The organism is Kitasatospora sp. NBC_01560, from assembly GCF_045208415.1.
Classification (GTDB): Bacteria; Actinomycetota; Actinomycetes; order Streptomycetales; family Streptomycetaceae; genus Kitasatospora.
The window spans coordinates 8,162,288-8,182,094 of sequence record NZ_CP109364.1 but is presented as its reverse complement, the minus strand read 5'-3'; the positions used below and the strand labels follow the sequence as shown (position 1 = coordinate 8,182,094).

Here is a 19,807-nt window from a genome sequence, read left to right as displayed (position 1 = left end):
GGGCGCGCCCCGGCCGGGTGGCCGGGGCGCGCCGTACGCGGAGCGGTCGGAGGCCGGAGGTCAGGGGTAGGAGACCACCGTCGACGGGGTGGTCGAGGTGCCCGACGTCCCCGGGCCGGTGCCGTTGACCACGTGCTCGAACTGCCCGTTCCCGCCGAGCGAGACCACCAGCAGGTCGTGGAACCGCACGCCCGGCCGGACCGGCGCCTCGAAGCCGTGGTCCTGCCGGATGGTCGGGTCCACGTTGAAGTAGCAGTAGCTGCCGAGGCCCCACCCCTCGTGGGTGGTCACGTTGTCGTCCACCTTGTAGGCGGCGAAGCCCTTGGTCGCGCCGTTCTGGACGGCCGCCTGGTTCGGCGCGTCGTACGCCTTCTCGTTCTGGAAGAAGATCGTCCGCCCGCGCTCGCCGGACCACTCGACGTCGTACTTCTTGAAGTGCTCGACGAACAGGCCGGTGCCGAGCACGTCGTCGCCGCGGACGACCAGGCCGTAGTCGGCGGGATTGGTGGTCCAGCCGACGCCGGCGCCGTGGTCGGCGCGCCAGATCCAGGTGTGGTCGACGATCACGTCGTCGCTGTTGACCACGATGCCGGCGGTGGCCGAGCCGGGGCCGGCCCCGCCGACCCGGATGAAGACGTCCTGCAGGGTGGTCGGGTCGGCCGCGTGGTCGGCGGCCGCGTTGTCCGGGCCGACCTGCACCAGCACCGGCGAGTTGACCGCGCCGGCGTCGACCAGCAGGCCGGCCAGCCGGACGCCGTCCACGTCCGCGACCTTGACCGCCGTCACCCCGTTGTCGGGGACGACGGTGGCCAGGCCGAGGCCGAGCACCACGGTGTCGGGCCGGTTGATCTCGATCGGCCGGTCCACGTGGTAGACGCCCGGGGTGAAGAGCAGGTCGAGCCCCTGCGCCAGCGCGGCGTTGATGGTGGCGGCGGTGGCGCCGGCCTTGACCACGTAGAAGTGGCTGAGCGGCCGCGAGGTGCCCTGCGGGGTGCCGTCCCAGGAGACGCCGCGGGCGTCGGTCCGCTTCGCCGGGACGAACACCTTGTAGTCGTTGCCATCCAGGTAGAGGAACGGCTTCTCGCGCGAGACGGGCGTGGTGTCCAGCGTGGTGTACGGCGGGTCGGGGAAGCTCTGCGCGGGTGCGCCCTGGACGCCGGAGAACACCTGGTTCCAGACGCCGTTGGAGAAGCCGCCGACCGCGCTGTCCCGGGTGTACCACTGCTGCTGCGAGTAGTTGCCGACGGAGCCGTCGATCCGGCTGTCGGCGATGTAGCCTCCGCTGGCCCAGCCGTAGCCGTTGGGCGCCAGGTTGAGCCCGCCCTTGACGTGCATCCGGCGGAACGGTGCGGCCTGGGCGACGGCCCAGCGGTCGGTGCCGCTGACCGGGTTGAGCGCGAGGTTCTCGGCGGAGCGCCAGAAGTTCTGCGTGGCGTTGCCGTTGAACCAGCCGGCGTCGACCGTCACGTCGCCGTTGATCGTGGTGTCGTCGGGCTTGAGGCCGAGGCCCGCGATCGAGGTGTAGAAGCCGAGTTGGGCGTTGAGGTTGTTGTAGCTGCCCGGCTTGAAGAACAGCGCGTACCGGTCGCTGCCGAACTGGTTGGACTCCTGCTTCGCGAAGACCTGGTCCAGCTTGGCCTGGATGCCGGGCGTGGCCGGGTCGAAGACCAGCACGTTGGGGCCGAGGTCGCCGCCGCCCTGCACCGGTCCGTCGGCGGTGTTGACCTGGAACTCCCAGAGCGAGTAGCCCCAACCGGTGGCCCGGGTCAGCCCGTTCATCCGGACGTAGCGGCCGCTGCCGGAGACGGCGAGCGTCTCGGTGCCGCCGGTGCTGTTGCCGTTGGTGTAGGCGGTGCGCCAGGCGACGCCGTCGTCCGAGGTCTGGATCTGGTACGAACGCCCGTACGCGGCCTCCCAGTTGAGCACGACGCGGCAGATCTGCCGGACGCTGCCCAGGTCGACCTGGAGCCACTGCGGGTCACTGAAGGCCGAGGACCAGCGGGTGCCGGCGTCGCCGTCCACCGCGTTGGCGGCGGAGGTGCCGCCGTTCTCGGTGGAGGAGGCGGTGGCCGGCCGGCCCTGGGCCGCGTTCGCGGTGCCGCAGTCGGCGGCGGCCGGGGTGACCGCCTGGGTCGCCGCGGCCGGAGCGACCGGCGCGGCGAGGGCGGCCTGGGCGGGCAGCGCCAGCGCGGGGCCGGCGAGCAGGGACAGACCGAGCAGTGCGGCCGGTGCCCTGCGGGGGCGTGCTGAAGTGAGCCTCACGGGCTTCTCCTGCGGTGGGGGTGGGTGGGGTGGCGGGGGCGCACGCCGAGGCCCGCGCCCGGCGCAGCGCAGGCGCCGGGTGGTGGGGAACGACGGGTGGGGCGGGGTCGCCGTCCGGTGGGCGGAACGAACCGCCGGAGCGGCCGCCACCGGGCACGTGACGGAGCGCAGCCGACCCGCCGTCCGGGTTTCGGGGAGCGCCCCCGACCGGGAGTCTCGGGGCTGCCGATCGGGGGTGTCAACCCTTCGCGCCGACTTTCCTCACACCGTGAACTAGCCTGCCCAGGCCGCTCCCTGCGTATCCCCGCAGCTCAGACCCGGGCCGCCGGGCGGCCGGCGGCCCGGCCCGGGAGCTCGCCGCCGGAGTCCAGGAAGTCGGTCAGCGGCAGGGTCGCGGCGCCCAGCGTGACGGCCTCCGGGCCGAGCGTGCCGAGCACGATCGAGGTCTGCTCGCGCGGGAAGTGCAGCGCGTACTCGGTGGCCGCGGTCCGGATCGCGGGCAGCAGCCGGGGGCCGAGCAGCAGGCCTGCCCAGCCGCCGATCACGATCCGCTCGGGGTTGAACAGGTTGACCAGGTCGGCGATGGCCGCGCCCAGGTACTCGGCGGCCTCGGCGAGCAGCGCGGCGGCGGCCGGCTCCCCCGCCTCGGCGGCCGCCAGCAGCGCGGCGAGCCCGGCCTTCTCGCCGCCGCCGGCCGGCGCCGCCCCCCACCGCTCCACCAGCGCCTCGGCGCCCACGTACGCCTCCAGGCAGCCGCGCGCGCCGCACCGGCAGCGCCGGCCGCCGACGTGCACCTTGGTGTGCCCCCACTCGCCCGCGCTGCTGGTGGCGCCGCGGAAGCGGACGCCGTCGGCGATCACGCAGGCGCCGACGCCGGAGCCGAACAGCGCGATCACCGCGTGCCGCACCCCGCGCCCGGCCCCGAACCACATCTCGGCCTGGCCGAGCGTCTTGGCGCCGTTGTCGACGAAGAGCGGCAGGTCGGTGCCGGCCCGCAGCAGCTGCCCGAGCGGGACGGCGTCCCAGCCGACGGTCTGGCTGTGCACGACGATCCCGCCGCCGTCCGACGCCCGGTCGCCCTGCTCGACGATGCCGGGGACGCCGATGCCGACGCCGAGCACGGTGGCCGGGTCCGCCCCGGTGCGCTCCAGCACCTCGGCCAGGCCGGCCAGGATCAGCTCGACCACGTGGTCGACGTCGTGGCCCTTGTCCGAGAGCGGCCGGTCGACGGCGGCCAGCTCGGCCCGCGCCAGGTCGAACAGCGCGACCCGGACCTGTGTCTCGCCGACGTCCACGCCCACCAGGTGGGCCCGGCCGGCGGCCACCCGGAGCAGGATCCGGGGGCGTCCGCCGTCCGAATCCACCGAGCCGCACTCCTCGATCAGCCCGTCGGCGAGCAGCTCGCCGGTGACGTTGCTGATCGAGCCGGCGCTCAGCCCGGTGATCACGCCGAGCTCCTGGCGGCTCAGCGGGCCGTCGAAGTACAGCCGTCTCAACAGCGTCGACCGACTGCCTCTGCGCAGGTCACGCACCGTCTTCTTGCCTCGCACGGTCATGGGGCCTCCCTCCTGTCCCGAATCTATCGCTGTCCGAACCCTTGACGGAAGCTTTTCTCACACGTTAAATCACGGCCTGAAGTAAGCCGTGGAGCACAGCACTTCATCGCACCCCGGCACACTCCACCGATTTTCGTGCCAGCACACCTCCACCCCGCCCGAGAGGGGCCTCCGTCGTGCCCACCAGACGCACCGCAGCCGTCACCGCCCTTGCCGCCGCCCTGGCCGTCACCGCCACCGCCTGCGGAGGCGGCTCCGCCTCCGGCGGCGGCGACAACAGCAGCCCCGGCACGCTCACCTACTGGGCCTCCAACCAGGGCACCAGCCTGGAGAACGACCGCCAGGTGCTGGAGCCCGAGCTGCGGGCGTTCGAGCAGCAGACCGGCATCAAGGTGAAGCTGGAGGTCATCCCCTGGTCCGACCTGCTCAACCGGATCCTCGCCGCCGCCAGCTCCGGCCAGGGGCCCGACGTGCTGAACATCGGCAACACCTGGTCCGCCTCCCTCCAGGCCACCGGCGCCCTACTGCCCTTCGACGCCGCCGCCTTCCAGAAGATCGGCGGCAAGGAGCGCTTCCTCCCCGCCGCCCTCGACTCGGCCGGCGCCGCCGGCAAGGACCCGGCCGCCGTCCCGCTCTACTCGATGGCCTACGGCCTGTACTACAACAAGAAGCTCTTCGCCGCGGCCGGGATCGACCACCCGCCGGCCACCTGGGAGGAGCTCGTCGCCGACGGGAAGAAGCTCACCACCGACGGCCGCTACGGCCTCGCCCTCGAAGGCGGCAACGTCTCCGAGAACGTCCACCACGCCTTCGTCCTCGGCAAGCAGCACGGCGCCGACTTCTTCGACACCGCCGGCAAGCCCGCCTTCGACAGCCCCGGCGCCGTCGCCGCCGTCAAGCAGTACGTCGACCTGCTCGGCACCGAGAAGATCGCCGCCCCCGGCAACGCCGAGTACGCCAACAACCAGTCCGTCACCGACTTCGCCACCGGCAAGGCCGCCATGCTGATGTGGCAGGCCGCCGGCGCCAACCTGAAGTCGCACGGCATGAACCCCGAGGACTACGGCGTCGCGCCCGTCCCCGCCCCGGCCGGCGCCACCGGCGACCGCGCCACCACCTCCATGGTCGCCGGCATCAACCTCGCCGTCTTCAAGAACACCCGCAACACCGACGGCGCCCTCAAGTTCGTCTCCTTCCTGACCGGCACCGAGGAGCAGACCCGGCTCAACCGGACGTACGGCTCGATCCCCCCGGTCAAGGAGGCCCAGGCCGACCCGGCCTTCACCACCCCCGAGCTCAAGACCCTCGCCGGCGTCCTCGGCAGCGGCGCGAAGCCGCTCCCCCAGGTGGCGAACGAGAGCCAGTTCGAGACCCTCGTCGGCACCGCGGTGAAGAACCTGCTCGCCGCGGCCGCCGCCGGCAAGCCCGCCACCGAGGACTCCGTCAAGGCCGAACTCACCAAGGCCCAGCAGCAGATGCCGGCGGCCGGCTGACGTGATCCGGACCCTCCTCGGCCGCCTCCGCCCCCGGCGGTCCGCGCTCCCCTACCTGCTGCTGCTCCCCGCCCTCGGGCTCGAACTGATCGTCCACCTGGTACCGATGGTGGTCGGCATCGTGATGAGCCTCAAGCAGCTCACCCAGTTCTTCATCCGGGACTGGTCCGCCGCACCCTGGGCCGGGCTGTCCAACTACCGCATGGCGGTGGACTTCCACGCCCCCGTCGGCAAGGCCCTGCTGCACTCGTTCTGGGTCACCTGCGCGTTCACCGTGCTCGCCGTCGGCCTCTCCTGGCTGATCGGCACCACCGCCGCGATCCTCACCCAGGACGCCTTCCGCGGCCGCGGGGTGCTGCGCGCGCTGTTCCTGCTGCCCTACGCGATGCCGGTCTACGCGGCCGTGATCACCTGGTCGTTCATGTTCCAGCGGGACACCGGCCTCGTCAACCACGTGCTCCACGACCAGCTCCACCTCGTCGACGACAAACCGTTCTGGCTGCTCGGCGACAACAGCTTCACCGCCCTGGTCACCGTCTCCGTCTGGCGCAGCTGGCCGTTCGCGTTCCTCAGCCTCACCGCCGGCCTGCAGAACATCCCGCGCGAGCTGTACGAGGCCTCCGCCCTCGACGGCGCCGGCGTCTGGCAGCAGATCCGCCGGATCACCCTGCCCTCGCTGCGGCCGGTCAACCTGGTGCTCGTCCTGGTGCTCTTCCTCTGGACCTTCAACGACTTCAACACGCCGTACGTGCTGTTCGGCCGGTCCGCGCCCGAGGCCGCCGACCTCGTGTCCGTCCACATCTACCAATCCTCCTTCGTCACCTGGAACTTCGGCGCCGGCTCGGCGATGTCGGTGCTCCTGCTGCTCTTCCTGCTGCTGGTGACCTCCCTGTACCTGCTGTTCACCACCCGCCGGAAGGAGGCCTGATGATCGACCCGCCCGCGTCCTTCCGCTGGTTCCGCCGGATCTTCCTGGCCGCGCTCACCGTGTTCGCGACCGTCCCGGTCCTGGTGATGCTCAGCAGCTCGCTCAAACCGCTGCAGGACGTCCAGGGGCCGTTCCGGTGGATCCCCAGCACCATCAGCTTCCGCCCGTACCTGGACATCTGGCACACCGTCCCGCTCGGCCGCTACCTGGTCAACTCGCTGATCGTGGCGGGCGGGGCGACCGTCTGCTCGGTGCTGGTCGCGATCCTCGCGGCCTACGCCGTCAGCCGCTACCGCTTCCGCGGCCGCCGGCTGTTCACCGTCACCGTGCTCTCCACCCAGATGTTCCCCGGCATCCTCTTCCTGCTGCCGCTGTTCCTGATCTTCGTCAACGTCGGCAACGCGACCGGCATCCCCCTCTACGGCAGCCGCGGCGGGCTGATCCTCACCTATCTGACGTTCTCGCTGCCGTTCTCCATCTGGATGCTGGCCGGCTACTTCGACTCCGTCCCCCGCGACCTCGACGAGGCCGCCCTCGTCGACGGCTGCGGGCCCGTCCAGGCGCTGGTGCGGATCATCGTCCCCGCCGCGGTGCCCGGCATCGTCGCCGTCGCCGTGTACGCCTTCATGACCGCCTGGGGCGAGGTGCTGTTCGCCTCCGTCCTCACCAACGACGAGACCCGCACCCTCGCCGTCGGCCTCCAGGGCTACGCCACGCTCAACGACGTGTACTGGAACCAGGTGATGGCCGCCTCGCTGGTGGTGAGCGTGCCCGTGGTCGCCGGCTTCCTGCTGCTCCAGCGGTACCTCGTCGCCGGGCTGACCGCCGGCGCCGTCAAGTGACCCGCACCCGACCGGCGGACCGGGCCCGGCCGGCGGCCCCCGAGCAGCCGTCGGCCCGCGCCCGACCGGTGCCGCCCGACCGGCCGGCGGCCCCCGCCACCCCGCCCCCTCCCGACCGCACCGAAAGGCCCGTCGTGAACGACCTCAGCGCCCTGGACTCCCTCCCCGACGACTTCCTCTGGGGCGCGGCCACCGCCGCCTACCAGATCGAGGGGGCGGCGGACGCCGACGGCCGCGCACCCTCCATCTGGGACACCTTCTCGCACACCCCCGGCAAGGTCGCCGGCGGCGACACCGGCGACACCGCCTGCGACCACTACCGCCGCTGGCCCGAGGACATCGCCGTGATGCAGCAACTCGGCCTCGGCGCCTACCGGTTCTCGCTCGCCTGGCCGCGGATCGTGCCGCACGCCGACGGTCTCGTCAACCCGGCCGGGCTCGACTTCTACGACCGCCTGGTCGACGCCCTGCTCGCCGCCGGCATCACGCCCTTCCCCACCCTCTACCACTGGGACCTCCCCCAGGCCCAGCAGGACCGCGGCGGCTGGCCGGTCCGCGAGACCGCCGAACGCTTCGCCGAGTACACCGCCGTCGTCGCCGCCCGCCTCGGCGACCGCGTCACCCACTGGGCCACCCTCAACGAGCCGCTCTGCTCCGCCTGGATCGGCCACCTCGACGGCGCGATGGCCCCCGGCCTCACCGACCTCACCGCCGCCGTCCGCGCCTCCTACCACCTGCACCTCGCCCACGGCCTGGCGGTCCGCGTCCTGCGGGAGACCGTCCCCGGCGCCCGGATCGGCATCGTCAACAACCTCAGCCCGATCACCCCCGCCAGTGACTCCGAGGCCGACCGCGCCGCCGCCGTCCGCGCCGACGGCCACATCAACCGCTGGTGGCTCGACCCCGTCCTCGGCCGCGGCTACCCCAAGGACATGCTGGAGGTCTACGGCGTCGACCTGCCGGTGCGCGACGGCGACCTCGACCTGATCGGCGCCCCGCTCGACTGGCTCGGCCTCAACTACTACTTCCGCCAGATCGTCACCGCCGACCCGGCCGGCCCCGCCCCGCACTTCCGTCAGGTGCCCGGCCCCAACCCCGAGCACACCGCCATGCCCTGGGAGGTGCACGCCCCCGGGCTGGAGGAGCTGCTGCTGCGCCTCACCCGCGAGTACGGCGTCGAACGCATCTACGTCACCGAGAACGGCGCCGCCTACCAGGACACCGTCGCCCCCGACGGCACCGTCCACGACCCCGAGCGCACCGCCTACCTCGACCGGCACCTCGCCGCCTGCGCCCGCGCCGTCGCCCAGGGAGCCCCGCTGGCCGGCTACTTCGCGTGGTCCCTGCTCGACAACTTCGAGTGGGCGTACGGCTACGACAAGCGCTTCGGCCTCGTCCACGTCGACTACGCCACCCAGCGCCGCACGGTCAAGAGCAGCGGCCGGCGCTACGCCGAGCTGATCGCCGCCCACCGGGCCCGGTGACGGGGCCGGACGGGACACCGAACGCCCGCAGTGCCCGCCGGGACCACCGGACTGCGGGCCCTGCGGGGCGGGGGCTACGGGACGACCGGGGCGACGGTCACTCGCAGGCGACGCCGTCGCCGTCGCGATCGAGTGCCGGGCGGTACCCCGCGTCGCCACGGTGCAGCGGGGCCGCGCCGGCGGAGCGGGCGGCCGTGCAGTTGGCGTAGTAAGGAGCCGCACCGCCACCACCGGCGGACGAACCGCCTGTGCTGGAGGACGAGCCGCCGGTGCTGGACGACGACCCACCCGTGGTGGACGACCCGCCGGTGCTGGAACCACCGCTCGCCGAGCCGCCCGAAGAACCGGCGCCGGAGGACGAACCGCCACTGCCGGAGGACCCGCCACCGGAGGTGGACTCACAGGCGACACCGTCACCGTCCGCGTCCAGACCCGCGCGGTACCCGGCGTCGCCACGGTGCAGTGGGGCCACCCCGGCGTCCCGGGCAGCCGTGCAGTTCGCGTAGTACACCGTCGAGGTGGTGGTCGGTGCGGGCACCGGGGCCGCCGGCTGTGTCGGAGTGGGCGTGGGCGTGGGCATGGGCGTGGGAGTGGGCGTGGCCGTCGGGGTGGGCGTCGGGTCCGGCGTGGGCATCGGCGACGGACTCGCGGTCGGTGACACGGTCGGTGACGGGGAGGCAGCGGCCGCGGCGGAGGAGGAGCCGGCGGCCGCGGCCGGCTGGACGAGGTCGGTGCGGCCGGGCTCCTTCGGGTCCGCGAGCACCCCGGCGAACCAGATCAGGCAGTAGATCCCGCCGATCACACTGGCGGCGATCTTGGCCGGCTGCTTCCAGAGCGAGGTCCACACCAGCACCAGGCCAACGGGTGGCACGAAGAGCAGTGCGAGGAGGATCGTCGCAGGTCGGCGCCACCACGGCAGGGTCGGAGCGGCAGCCGGTGGCGGGTAGGCGTAGGTCATGGGCACATGAGATCACCGACGGCTCGTCGTCCGCACAGGAATAGATCACATTTCAACCACACTCTGGGCAAGAACGTGTCAGCATCGTGCGAACGCCCGCTCCCTGGTCGGGAGCCCGGCTCCGCACGGTCAGGAACAGCAGCCGGTGCCGTGCGGGCGCCTCACTGCCCGGCGGGCCCGCCGCACGCACCCCGGGCGCGGACCGCCTCCGGTCCGCGCCCCTTCCGGTCCCTACCTGCCCGTCAGATCATCGGGCCGTAGTAGCCGCCGAGCAGCTGGAAGTACCCGGGGTCCAGCGGGTCCACCAGCGGCGGCGCCGAACGGATCTCCTCCTTGCTGCGGCCGACGTGCACCGTCCGCTCCTCGTGGTCGATCCGGGTGACCGTCCCGGCCGGGAGCAGCACCTGACGGCCGAGCAGCCACCCCGTGTCGACCACCAGGTGGGCGGCGTCGACCTCCGTCGAATGGCGGTCGACCTTTCCGACGTGGCCGTCCGTCGCCTCCACCGCGTAGCCGATCAGCTCGCGGGCGGCGTCATGACCGCTCGTCGCGGCGTGCGTCCACAGCTTGTCGTGGTTCACAGGAACTCCGTTCTCCGAGGGGCCGACAAGGGGCGGGCACCGGCGGGCTCAGCGACGCCGCCCCAGGTAGGCCGGGGCGACCGCCGAGATCAGCGCGGCGGCCACGGCCACCTGGAGCAGGTGGCGTATCCAGTCGACGCCGTCCGTGTGCCGCACCCCGAGTGCGGACGCGATGACGTTGCCGACCAGTGCGCCGACCAGCCCCAGCAGCACCGTCAGCCAGAGCGGAACCGGCTGACGGCCCGGCAGGACCAGCTTGGCGAGCAGACCGACGACCAGGCCGACGACGAGCGCCCAGATCAGCGTCATGGGGGGCTACCTCCTGCTGGCACGACTCCCGGCCGGTCGGCCGGGGACACCCCCCCGTCTGCCCCCGCCCCCCGCCTTCATGCCTCCCGCGACGGGCCCGGCCCGGGGCCGGGCTCAGCCCGCCTGCCGGTCCGGACCCGCACCCCCGTGGCGGGCCCGGACCGGCGCGAGGCGCAGCAGCTGCGGCTCGCGCAGCAGCAGGTGCTGCGGTGGGACGGCCGCCGCGGCGTCGGCCGCGGGGGCGGTGGTGAGCCAGACGAAGACGTCCTCGCCGGTCCGGACGGGCAGCGCGGGGAAGTCGTTCACGGCGTGCTCGGTGCGGGCCGTGCCGAGCAGCCGGCCGCCGAGGGCCGGCCGGACCAGCTGCTCGACGGCGGCCGCGAAGGTGCCGGGATCCGCCGGGTGGCAGATCACCGCGGTGACCACGTCCGCCGTGGGCGGGGGCGGCGGCAGGGTGCCGCGCAGCAGCAGGACGTCGTCGGAGTCCCGCATGGTCGCGTTGGCCTGCTCGCGGTGGGCCTGCCAGACGGGCCCGCCGTAGAACGTGCGCAGTCCTGCCAGCCGGGCGGCCATGTCGGGGAAGGCGCGCAGCCAGACGAAGCGGTCGGGGTCGTCCAGCTCGCGGTAGCGGCCGCCGACGGCGATGCCGGCCTCCTGCTGGCCGGTCACGAACTCCCGCTCGAAGAGCTCGATCAGGTCGTCCCGGCGGCCGGGGTGCAGGGTGTAGCGGCGCAGCTCGGTGACGGTCACGCACGCTCCCGGCGGGCGAGGCGAGCGAGGCGGGCGGGGCGGGCGGGGCGGGCCGTTCGGCTGTGCGCCGCGGTGCCGTGGCGCGGTCCGGGGTGGGGGCTGTTCATGACGGGGACGCTAGCCGCACTCCCCTGACACCTCCTGTCAGTGGAGCGGCGGGAGTCCGCCGGCACCCGGGGGCCCGGGGGTCCGGGTGCCGGCGGTGCCGGCAGTGGCGCTCAGGCCGGGAGGAGCGCCTCCCACTGGTCCCGGGTGGGGCCGTCGTATTCCGCTACGAAGTCCGGGCGGTCGGCCAGCCAGGCGGTGACGTGTCGTTCCACCTCGTCGGTGTCGTAGGCGTCGTCGGGTGTCCGGACGAGGTGGCGCACGTGGGCGCGGGCCCGCATCACCACGGGGTCGTCGAAGGCACAGGCCGCCAGGGCGGCGGCCCGCCGCTCCGGTGGCGCCGAACTGTCGGCGAGGCGCTGCTCGTTGACGCGGTCGGCCGCCACCTGGGTGTCGTGCCAGGGGCGCAGGGTCTCGGTCGTCCAGGTGTGGTAGCCGGTCGGGTCCGCGGCGATCCGGTCGGCGTGGGCGGCGAGGTGCTGGGCGGCGCGCAGGCCGAGCGCCACGCCGTGGCCCAGCGTGGGGTTGGTGTGGATCAGGCTGTCCCCGGCGTTGACGAGGCCGGTGACGACCGGCCCGTCGGCGTCGGCGAGGGCCGTCCAGCGGTTGTCCAGGCCGGCCATCGGCAGGACGGCCGACTGCGGTTCGGGGTCCAGACCGAGCCAGGCGGCGCAGGCGGGGAAGAGACGGGCGACGGCCTCGAACACGGCGGGGTCGGTCAGCGCCGTCCGGGTCGGGTCGCTCGTGGCGAGCACCAGGTTCACGGCGAAGGTGTCGTTGTCGGAGGGGAAGACACCGGCCAGTGCGAACGCCGCGGCCGAGCCGTTCCGCACCCGCCCGGGGTCGCGCGGGCCGTCGGGGCGCAGGCGGTACCAGCGGCACAGGTAGGTGATCCCGGTGCGGTGGCTGTCGACCACCGGCGGCCGGCAGCCGGCCGCGGCCAGCCAGCCGGGCACCGGCGAGCGACGGCCGGCGGCATCGACGACGAGGTCCGCCCGATGGGCCTGAGGGCCGGCCTGCACGCCGGTGACCCGCGGCGGGCGGCCCTCCTCGACGACGAGCCCGCTCACCCGGTGGCCGCACCGCACTTCGACGGTGGGTTCCCGCCGGACGGCCTCCGTCAGCGCCGCCTCCAGCACGATCCGGCGGGTCCGCAGGGTGACCAGCTCCTCGTCGCCGGCCCGGTGCGGCGGGTGCTCGTCGAACCAGTCGAAGTCGTGGTACTCCCGGGCTCCGCGCGCCAGCAGGTCCGCGTAGACGTCGGGGGCTTCGGCGCGCAGCACGGTGCGGACGGGTGCGAGGAGCGAGTGCGGCTGGACGGCCTGCGGGATCCGGGGCCGGTGCCAGTGGTGGAAGTCCTGGTGCAGGTCGTCCCCGGCCTGCCGCGCGTCCTGTTCGAACAGCGTGACCGCATGGCCCCGCCGACCGAGCATGAGCGCAACCCCCAGCCCGCTGATACCTCCGCCGATCACTGCAACCCGCGCCATCGCGTTCCCCTTCGCGTCGTGTTGCGGGCCGAGCCTACCGTTCGACGATCTTCGCTCGACCACCGGTCCCGCAGGTCACGGGCCCGCCGGAGGGCGAAGGGGGTGCGCACCCCCACCCCCTTCTCCTCCGGCTTTCGGCAGAGCAGCAGCTCATCCCCAAGTCGCACTCCGACGCGCACCGACGCCCCGAGAATGGGCCGATGGCCCCCGTCTCCCGCACCCTGTTCACCGCTCCCGGCACACCGGGCCGGGGGCGGTGGCGCGCGCTCGCGGAGGCGACCGGCGGCGCGGTGCTGATGCTCCTCACCCAGCAGATCCTGGGCGGCCGGGGCCCGGCCGGCTGGATCCAGCTCCTCCTCGGTGCCACCGCCCTCGCCCTGCTCGCCGTCCGCCGTCGCTTCCCCGTCACGAGCCTGCTCGGCATCTCCGTCGTGGTGGCCATGCTGCCCCCGGCCGGGCTGCCGGCCGCCGTGACCGCGTTCACCACGGCCAAGCACCTGACGGCCCCCCGGCACCGGAGCGCCGTGCTGCTCGCCGCGACGGTGCTGGCGACGCTGGCCGGCGCGGCCTCCGCCCCGGTGCTCTGGCACGGCAGTCACTCCTTCGGCCTGGCGCTCGGGGCCGTCCTCGCCGCCACCACGCTGGTGGTGCCGGGGCTCCTCGGCACTGCGGGCGGGCAGGAGGACCGTCTGCTGCGGGCGCTCCGGGAGCGCGCCGCCGCCGCGGAGGAGGCCCGCCGGCTGGTGGACAGCGAATCCAGGATCCACGAACGCTCCCGGATCGCCGCCGAGATGCACGACCTGGTCGGCCACCGCCTCAGCCTGATCTCGCTGCACGCGGGCGGCCTGGAGATGGCGCTGCAGAAGGAGTCCCCCGAACTGCGCGACGAGGCGGCCCTGGTCCGCCGGGCCACCGGGGACGCGATGCGGGAGCTGCGCGAAGTGCTCGGCGTGCTGGGCCCGTTGGGGCGGGACACCGGGACGGACGCGCTGACCGGCGCCACCGGCACCCGGTCCGACGTCGAGGCGCTGGCCGAGGAGTCGCGCAGCGGCGGGATACCCGTCGAACTCGGCTGGGACGGGCCCGACCTGACCGACCGGGCGGCCCAGGTGCGGCGCGCGGTGCACCGGGTGGTGCGCGAGTCGCTGACCAACGTGCACCGCTACGCCGCCGGCGCGCCGGTCACCGTGGCGGTCACGCACACCGAGGACCGGGTGGCGGTGGTCGTCCGCAACGGGCACCCGCCCGTTCCTCCGGAGGCGGCGACCGGCCTGGGCTCGGGGCGCGGCCTCGTCGGCCTGCGGGAGCGGGTGGCGGTGCTCGGCGGCACCCTGGAGGCGGGCCCGACGCCGGCGGGCGGCTTCGCGGTGACGGCCCGGATCCCGGCGCGGCCGGACCTGGCGGCGGGCCCGGCCGTCGTGGGCACCGTCGTGGGCGCCCCGACGGGCGAGGCGCCGGGTGAAGAAGCACCGTCCGGACCGGGCCCCGACGAGCCGCCCGCCGGGGCCGGGCGCCGTACCGTGCAGGCTCTCAGCGGGTTCCTCGGTCTGATGGGCGTGGGCGTGCTGATGATGGGCGGCCTGCTGCTGGTCTCCCAGGCGGTCTCGGAGACGGGCCCGCGCCACTACGAGCCGCCCAGGATCGGGATGTCCCGGGCGATGGTGGAGGGGGCCGTGTACGGGGACAGCACGCCGGCACGCGCGGCGGCGACGGGTCGCGAGCCGGCCCACGCGGCGGGTGTCACGAGCTGCCTGTACTCGACGTCCGTGCTCGCGGACGCCGCGCCGGCGGCCACCGGTCCCGGCCCCGCGGGCGCCGCGGGTGCCGCCGGTGCCACGGGTGCCGCGGGCGCCGCCGATGTCACGGGTGCCGCGGGTGCCGCCGGTGCCGCCGGTGCCGTGGAGGACGCCGACCACCTCCGGATCACCCGCTTCTGCTTCCGTGGCGATACGTTGGCCACGATCGACCGCTTCACCGTGCCGATGGTGTCGCGCACACCACCGTGGGAGTCCCGATGACCGAGTACCCCGCCCCCGGCCACCGCCCGGTCCGCGTCCTGCTGGCCGACGACGAGGAGTTGATCCGGCACGGCGTCCGGCTGATCCTGCGCCATGCCGACGGCATCGAGGTGGTCGGCGAGGCGGCGAACGGCGCGGAGGCCGTCCGGGTCGCCGGCGAGACCCGGCCCGATGTGGCCCTGATCGACATCCGGATGCCCGTGCTCGACGGGCTCGCCACGATCGAGCCGCTCCTCGCGCTGCGCCCCGCGCCGCAGGTCGTCATGCTCACCACCTTCGGCGACGAGCAGAACGTGACGCGCGCGCTGCGGTCCGGCGCCACCGGCTTCCTGCTCAAGGACGAGGGCCCGCAGGAGCTGATCAGCGCCGTGCGGGCGGCCGCCAACGGCGACGCCGTCCTCTCGCCCAAGGTCACCCGCGGCGTCATCGCGCGCATGCTCGACGGCGACACCGTCGGGCCAGGGCCCGACGGGGCGTCGGCACCGGCCTCCGCGGCCGTGCCCGAACAGCGGCTGGCCACGCTCACCGGCCGGGAGCGCGACGTCCTCGCGCTGCTCGGCCGGGGCCTGGCCAACGCCGAGATCGGTCGTCACCTGGGCATCGGCGTGGGCACGGTGAAGACCCACGTGAGCGCCGTGCTGGTGAAGACGGGCACGGACAGCCGGGTCCAGGCGGCGGTACTCGCCCACCGGGCGGGGCTGCTGGCCTGAGCGGTGGCCCCGGGCCGGCTCTGCCGGAAGGCAGAGCCGGCCGTCCGCCGCGGGGACCACGCTCCGCCCCGGGCCCGACCTTCGGCAGACGCTCCGGCCACACCCTGGGGCCGACGGTCCGCCGCCCCGGCGCACCGAGGATGGGAGGGGGTCGCAGGACCTCCTCCCCCTCCCCGATGCCCCGGAGCTGACATGTCGACACAGGCCGCCACCCCCGCGCCCGCCCGCCCCGCCACGGAGCCCGCCGCCCGGGCCACCGGGCTGGGCAAGGTCTACGGCGAGGGCGAGACCAGGGTCGTCGCGCTGGACGCCGTCTCGGTGGAGTTCGGGCGCGGCCGGTTCACCGCGATCATGGGGCCGTCCGGCTCCGGCAAGTCGACCCTGATGCACTGCATGGCGGGGCTCGACTCGATCACCTCGGGCTCGACGCGGATCGGTGGCACCGAGCTCTCCGGCCTGACCGACCGGCAGCTCACCCGGCTGCGCCGGGACAGCGTCGGCTTCGTCTTCCAGGCGTTCAACCTGCTCCCCACCCTGACGGCGCTGGAGAACATCACGCTGCCGATGGCCATCGCGGGCCGCCGGCCGGACCGGCAGTGGCTGGACACCGTCGTGGCGACCGTCGGCCTCTCCGGACGGCTGGGCCACCGCCCCGCCCAGCTGTCCGGCGGCCAGCAGCAGCGCGTGGCCGTGGCCCGCGCCCTCGCGTCCCGGCCGGAGATCGTCTTCGCGGACGAGCCGACCGGCAACCTGGACTCCCGGGCCGGCTCCGAGATCCTGGGCTTCCTGCAGCGCTCCGTACGGGAGTTGGGCCAGACCGTGGTGATGGTCACGCACGACCCGGCGGCCGCGGCCCACGCCGACCGCGTGGTCTTCCTCGCCGACGGCCGGCTCACCGACGAGCTGCTCGCACCGACCGCCGAGGGCGTCCTGGACCGGATGAGGCAGTTCGACACCGGGGCCCGCACCAGCTGACCCGGACCCGGCCGCCGCACGCTGTACGAACGCCGCCCCGCGCCCCGGGACCACACGCCCGGAAGGCCGCCTCCCGGCCCCCGCATCCCGTATCCCGCATCCCGCACCGCGGCCCCCGCATCCCCGGAAACGGAACCACCACCATGCTCCGAACAGCCCTGCGCAACGTCCTCGCGCACCGCGCCCGCCTGGTCATGACCGCCCTCGCGATCACCCTCGGCGTCGCCTTCGTCTCCGGCACACTCGTCTTCGGCGACAGCGTCGCCGAGGCCCTTCGCGGCGCCTCCGCCCGGAGCCTCAAGGACGTCGCCGTGGCCGTGCAGGCCGAGACCAGGCGCAACTCCACCGAGGCGGCGGACGACACCGTGTCCACCGCGCTCACCGGCCAACTCGCCGACCAGGTACGGGCCGTGCCCGGCGTCACCTCCGTACGCCCCACCGTCAGCGGCACCGCCACCCTGGCCGCCAAGGACGGCCGGCCGCTGAACGCCGACACCACCTGGCAGAACCTGGCGACCAACTACGCACCGGACGCACCCCGCACCGACCGGGACGCCCGCTACCCCGTCAGCGCCGGACGCGGCCCCGTCGCCGACGGGGAGATCGCCCTGGACCGCCGGACCGCCGAGAAGGCCGGCTACCGCCTCGGGGACTCCGTCCGCTTCGCCACCACGGGCCCCACCCTCACCAAGACGCTGGTCGGCACCGTCGACACCGACGACCCGCGCGTGCGGGCGGGCGGCAGCCTCGCGCTCTTCGACACCGGGACGGCACAACGCCTCTTCCTCCAGGAGGACCGCTTCGACGAGCTGGCCGTCGGCTCCGCGCCCGGCACCGACAACCAGGAGCTCACCTCCCGGATCCGCGCGCTGCTGCCCGCCGAGGGCATCACCGTCACCAGCGGGGCCCGGCTCGCGCAGCAGCAGGCGGAGCAGATCGCCGAGAACACCAAGGAGCTCACCCGGACGCTCCTGGCCTTCGCCGGGATCGCCCTGTTCGTCGGCGCCTTCCTCATCGCCAACACCTTCACCATGCTGATCGCCCAGCGCCGCCGTGAGACGGCGCTGCTGCGCGCCATCGGGGCGCTGCGCCACCAGGTCGTCCGCGCCGTCCTCGTCGAGGCCACGCTCCTCGGACTCGCCGCCTCCGCGGCCGGATTCGCCCTCGGCCTCGGCATCGCGACGGCCGTCGGGCCGCTCCTCGGCGCGAGCGGCCTGAGCCTGCCGGCCGGCCCGCTGGTCGTCTCCGCGGACACGCTCCTGCGCTCCCTCGCGGTCGGCGTCGGCATCACCGTGCTCGCCGCCTGGCTGCCCGCCCGCCGGGCCGCGAGGGTCGCACCGGTGGAGGCGCTGAACACCGTCGACCAGGCACCGCCCAAGCGCAGCACCGTACTTCGCCACAGCCTCGGCGGGCTGCTCACCGGCCTCGGCGTCCTCTGCATGCTGTACGTCGCCGCGCAGCGGGACGGCGGCGACACCAACCTCCAGGCCGCCGCGCTCGGTTCGGTGCTCACCCTGACCGGCATGATCGTGATCGCACCGCTGCTGTCCCGGCCGCTGATCCGGCTGGCCGGCACGGTCACCACCCGGTTCTTCGGCGTCAGCGGTCGGCTCGCCGAGGAGAACGCGCTGCGCAATCCGCGCCGCACCGCCGCCACCGCCTCGGCCCTGATGATCGGGCTCACCCTGATCACCGGCCTGAGCGTGACCGGCAGCTCCACCGGCGCCGCCCTCCGGGACGCGGCGGTGCGGGGCCTGACCGCCGACTACAAGGTGAGCAACGCCGGCTTCGGCGGCATCGACCCCGCGCTCGCCGCCGACGTCGCCCGAGTCCCGGGCGTCGCAGAGGCGGTGCCCGTCGCCTCCGCGGGCCTGGCCGTGCCGGGCGCCTACGACTCGATCACCGGCGCGGACCCGCGGCGGCTCGGCACGGTCACCGGGCTGACGTTCAGCAGCGGCTCGCTCGCGGACGTCGGCCCCGGCCGGATCGCGCTCTCCGACAAACTCGCCGCGCGGGCCGGCCTGACGAAGGGCGACACCTTCCGGGGCACCGTGGGCTTCGGCCGCGAGCAGCGGGAACTGACCGTCGCCGGCATCTACCGGCAGACCCGCATCGTCGGCGACGCCCTGGGCACCCTGGACGACGTCCTGCCGCACGCGATCGGCGGAAGGTTCGAGAGCATCCTGGTCAAGGCCGCGGCCGACCGGAGCCCGGCCGGCCTCGACCGGGGCATCCGCGAGGCGCTCGGCAACAGCCCGCTCCTCCGGGTGCAGGACCAGCAGCAGTTGACGAAGGCGCAGTCCGGCCCGATCGACGCGGTACTCACCATGATGTACGGCCTGCTCGGGATGACCGTCGCCATCGGGGTGCTCGGCGTCGTCAACACCCTGGCCATGTCGGTCTTCGAGCGGACCAGGGAGGTCGGGCTGCTGCGCGCGATCGGCCTCGACCGGAAGGGCGTCGGGCGGATGGTGCGCCTGGAGTCGGTGGTGATCTCGCTGTTCGGCGCGGCCCTGGGCATCGGCACCGGCCTCTTCCTGGCCTGGGCGTGCGGCAGCCTCACCGCGGCCTCGCTCCCGCAGTACACGCTCGTCCTGCCGTGGGCGCGGCTCGGCCTGTTCCTCCTGCTCGGCCCGGCGATCGGCGTGCTGGCCGCCCTCTGGCCGGCCCGCCGCGCGGCCCGCCTGGACGTACTGCACGCGATCAACGCCGACCAGTAGCGCCCTGTCAGGTGCCTTGTCAGCTAAGGGGGTTGGCGGTCGGTCGGGGCGGGCCTCAGGAGGATTCTGGCCAGCTGCCCCGGGCGGCCACACCGAGGACGAGGGCGGCGATGTTCCAGGCGTCGTCCTCGCCGCGGTGGTGGCGGCCCTCCAGCGGCAGCCCGGCGATCTGCAGGGCCTGGGCCATCCCGGGGCGCTTGCGGAGCCCGTGCGCCTCGGTGAAGGCCGCCTTGGCGTTGGTGTGGTGCTGCCCGAACGGGTACGCGGTGCCGGTGGCCCGGCACTGGCGGGTGAACTGGTGCCGGTCGTAGTCGCCCCAGCTGGCCCACGGCCGGGCCCCGGCCCGGTGCTCGCGGGCCAGCAGGCGGCAGGCTTCCGCGAACGAGAGGCCGGTGTCGACCTCGGCCTGGGTCAGACCGGTCAGCTCCGTGCAGAACCCGCTGACGGTGGACCGCGCCGGTCTGACGAGGATGCGGTGCCGCCCGACCCGCTCGGCCGTTCCGAGATCGACGACGGTCAGCCCGATCTCGATGATCTCGCCGACCGCCCCGGGCGGCGGGTCGCCGTCCCAGCAGGTGGCCTCGACATCGACGACGTTCAGCAGTCCCCCGGTGGCGTTCATTTGGTTG

Annotated in this window: 16 protein-coding genes; 8 read left to right on the top strand and 8 right to left on the bottom strand. The window is 74.2% G+C overall.

The annotated features are described in order from the left end of the window. Positions 1-60: 60 nt before the first annotated feature. Together OH807_RS35390 and OH807_RS35385 are read right to left on the bottom strand one after the other, a co-directional pair. Positions 61-2,262, bottom strand: a complete 2,202-nt coding sequence (locus tag OH807_RS35390) for a discoidin domain-containing protein (protein WP_406207699.1) — start codon at positions 2,260-2,262, stop codon at positions 61-63. Between the two features lie 311 nt (positions 2,263-2,573). After that, positions 2,574-3,818 carry an ROK family protein gene (locus OH807_RS35385; protein WP_406207696.1) on the bottom strand — a complete coding sequence of 415 codons (1,245 nt, stop codon included), beginning with the start codon at positions 3,816-3,818 and terminating at the stop codon, positions 2,574-2,576. 176 nt (positions 3,819-3,994) lie between these two features. Between OH807_RS35385 and OH807_RS35380 the strand changes: the two genes are divergently transcribed. The 4 genes from OH807_RS35380 to OH807_RS35365 all read left to right on the top strand — a co-directional run bounded on the left by OH807_RS35380 (position 3,995) and on the right by OH807_RS35365 (position 8,565). Continuing rightward, positions 3,995-5,311: an ABC transporter substrate-binding protein gene (locus OH807_RS35380; RefSeq protein WP_406207693.1), complete on the top strand. Its 1,317-nt coding sequence runs from the start codon at positions 3,995-3,997 to the stop codon at positions 5,309-5,311. A 1-nt stretch (position 5,312) separates the two neighbouring features. Next, complete coding sequence (locus OH807_RS35375) at positions 5,313-6,239, top strand: carbohydrate ABC transporter permease (protein ID WP_406207691.1); 927 nt, start codon at positions 5,313-5,315, stop codon at positions 6,237-6,239. Continuing rightward, the gene (locus tag OH807_RS35370; protein WP_406207688.1) at positions 6,239-7,081 is read left to right on the top strand and encodes a carbohydrate ABC transporter permease; all 843 of its coding nucleotides are present in this window, start codon (positions 6,239-6,241) and stop codon (positions 7,079-7,081) included. The genes OH807_RS35375 and OH807_RS35370 overlap by 1 nt, the downstream gene beginning before the upstream one ends. A gap of 134 nt (positions 7,082-7,215) precedes the next feature. Then, positions 7,216-8,565, top strand: a complete 1,350-nt coding sequence (locus tag OH807_RS35365) for a GH1 family beta-glucosidase (protein WP_406207686.1) — start codon at positions 7,216-7,218, stop codon at positions 8,563-8,565. 97 nt (positions 8,566-8,662) lie between these two features. Here the strand turns inward: OH807_RS35365 and OH807_RS35360 are convergent, their stop codons facing one another. The 5 genes from OH807_RS35360 to OH807_RS35340 all read right to left on the bottom strand — a co-directional run bounded on the left by OH807_RS35360 (position 8,663) and on the right by OH807_RS35340 (position 12,755). After that, complete coding sequence (locus OH807_RS35360) at positions 8,663-9,523, bottom strand: excalibur calcium-binding domain-containing protein (protein ID WP_406207683.1); 861 nt, start codon at positions 9,521-9,523, stop codon at positions 8,663-8,665. Positions 9,524-9,765: 242 nt separating this feature from the next. Further along, a complete protein-coding gene (locus tag OH807_RS35355) occupies positions 9,766-10,104 on the bottom strand; it encodes a PRC-barrel domain containing protein (protein ID WP_406207680.1) in 339 nt (112 codons plus the stop codon). A gap of 48 nt (positions 10,105-10,152) precedes the next feature. Further along, entirely contained in the window at positions 10,153-10,413 is a 261-nt protein-coding gene (locus OH807_RS35350) for a GlsB/YeaQ/YmgE family stress response membrane protein (RefSeq protein WP_406207678.1), read from the bottom strand. A gap of 114 nt (positions 10,414-10,527) precedes the next feature. Next, complete coding sequence (locus OH807_RS35345) at positions 10,528-11,163, bottom strand: NIPSNAP family protein (protein ID WP_406207675.1); 636 nt, start codon at positions 11,161-11,163, stop codon at positions 10,528-10,530. 218 nt (positions 11,164-11,381) lie between these two features. Beyond that, on the bottom strand, positions 11,382-12,755 hold the full coding sequence (locus tag OH807_RS35340; RefSeq protein ID WP_406207672.1) for an FAD-dependent oxidoreductase: 1,374 nt from the start codon (positions 12,753-12,755) through the stop codon (positions 11,382-11,384). 200 nt (positions 12,756-12,955) lie between these two features. On the opposite strand from OH807_RS35340, the gene OH807_RS35335 reads away from it, so the two are divergent. The 4 genes from OH807_RS35335 (at position 12,956) to OH807_RS35320 (ending at position 19,178) form a co-directional block, all read left to right on the top strand. Then, positions 12,956-14,773 (top strand): sensor histidine kinase, encoded by a 1,818-nt coding sequence (locus OH807_RS35335; protein ID WP_406207670.1) that lies wholly within the window; start codon positions 12,956-12,958, stop codon positions 14,771-14,773. Beyond that, on the top strand, positions 14,770-15,483 hold the full coding sequence (locus OH807_RS35330; RefSeq protein WP_406207668.1) for a response regulator: 714 nt from the start codon (positions 14,770-14,772) through the stop codon (positions 15,481-15,483). The genes OH807_RS35335 and OH807_RS35330 overlap by 4 nt, the downstream gene beginning before the upstream one ends. Before the next feature lie 192 nt (positions 15,484-15,675). Next, the gene (locus OH807_RS35325; RefSeq protein ID WP_406207665.1) at positions 15,676-16,458 is read left to right on the top strand and encodes an ABC transporter ATP-binding protein; all 783 of its coding nucleotides are present in this window, start codon (positions 15,676-15,678) and stop codon (positions 16,456-16,458) included. A 143-nt stretch (positions 16,459-16,601) separates the two neighbouring features. Further along, complete coding sequence (locus tag OH807_RS35320) at positions 16,602-19,178, top strand: ABC transporter permease (RefSeq protein WP_406207662.1); 2,577 nt, start codon at positions 16,602-16,604, stop codon at positions 19,176-19,178. Positions 19,179-19,233: 55 nt separating this feature from the next. Here OH807_RS35320 and OH807_RS35315 read toward each other — a convergent pair whose 3' ends face one another. Continuing rightward, entirely contained in the window at positions 19,234-19,800 is a 567-nt protein-coding gene (locus OH807_RS35315) for an exonuclease domain-containing protein (RefSeq protein WP_406207659.1), read from the bottom strand. Between the last annotated feature and the right edge of the window lie 7 nt (positions 19,801-19,807).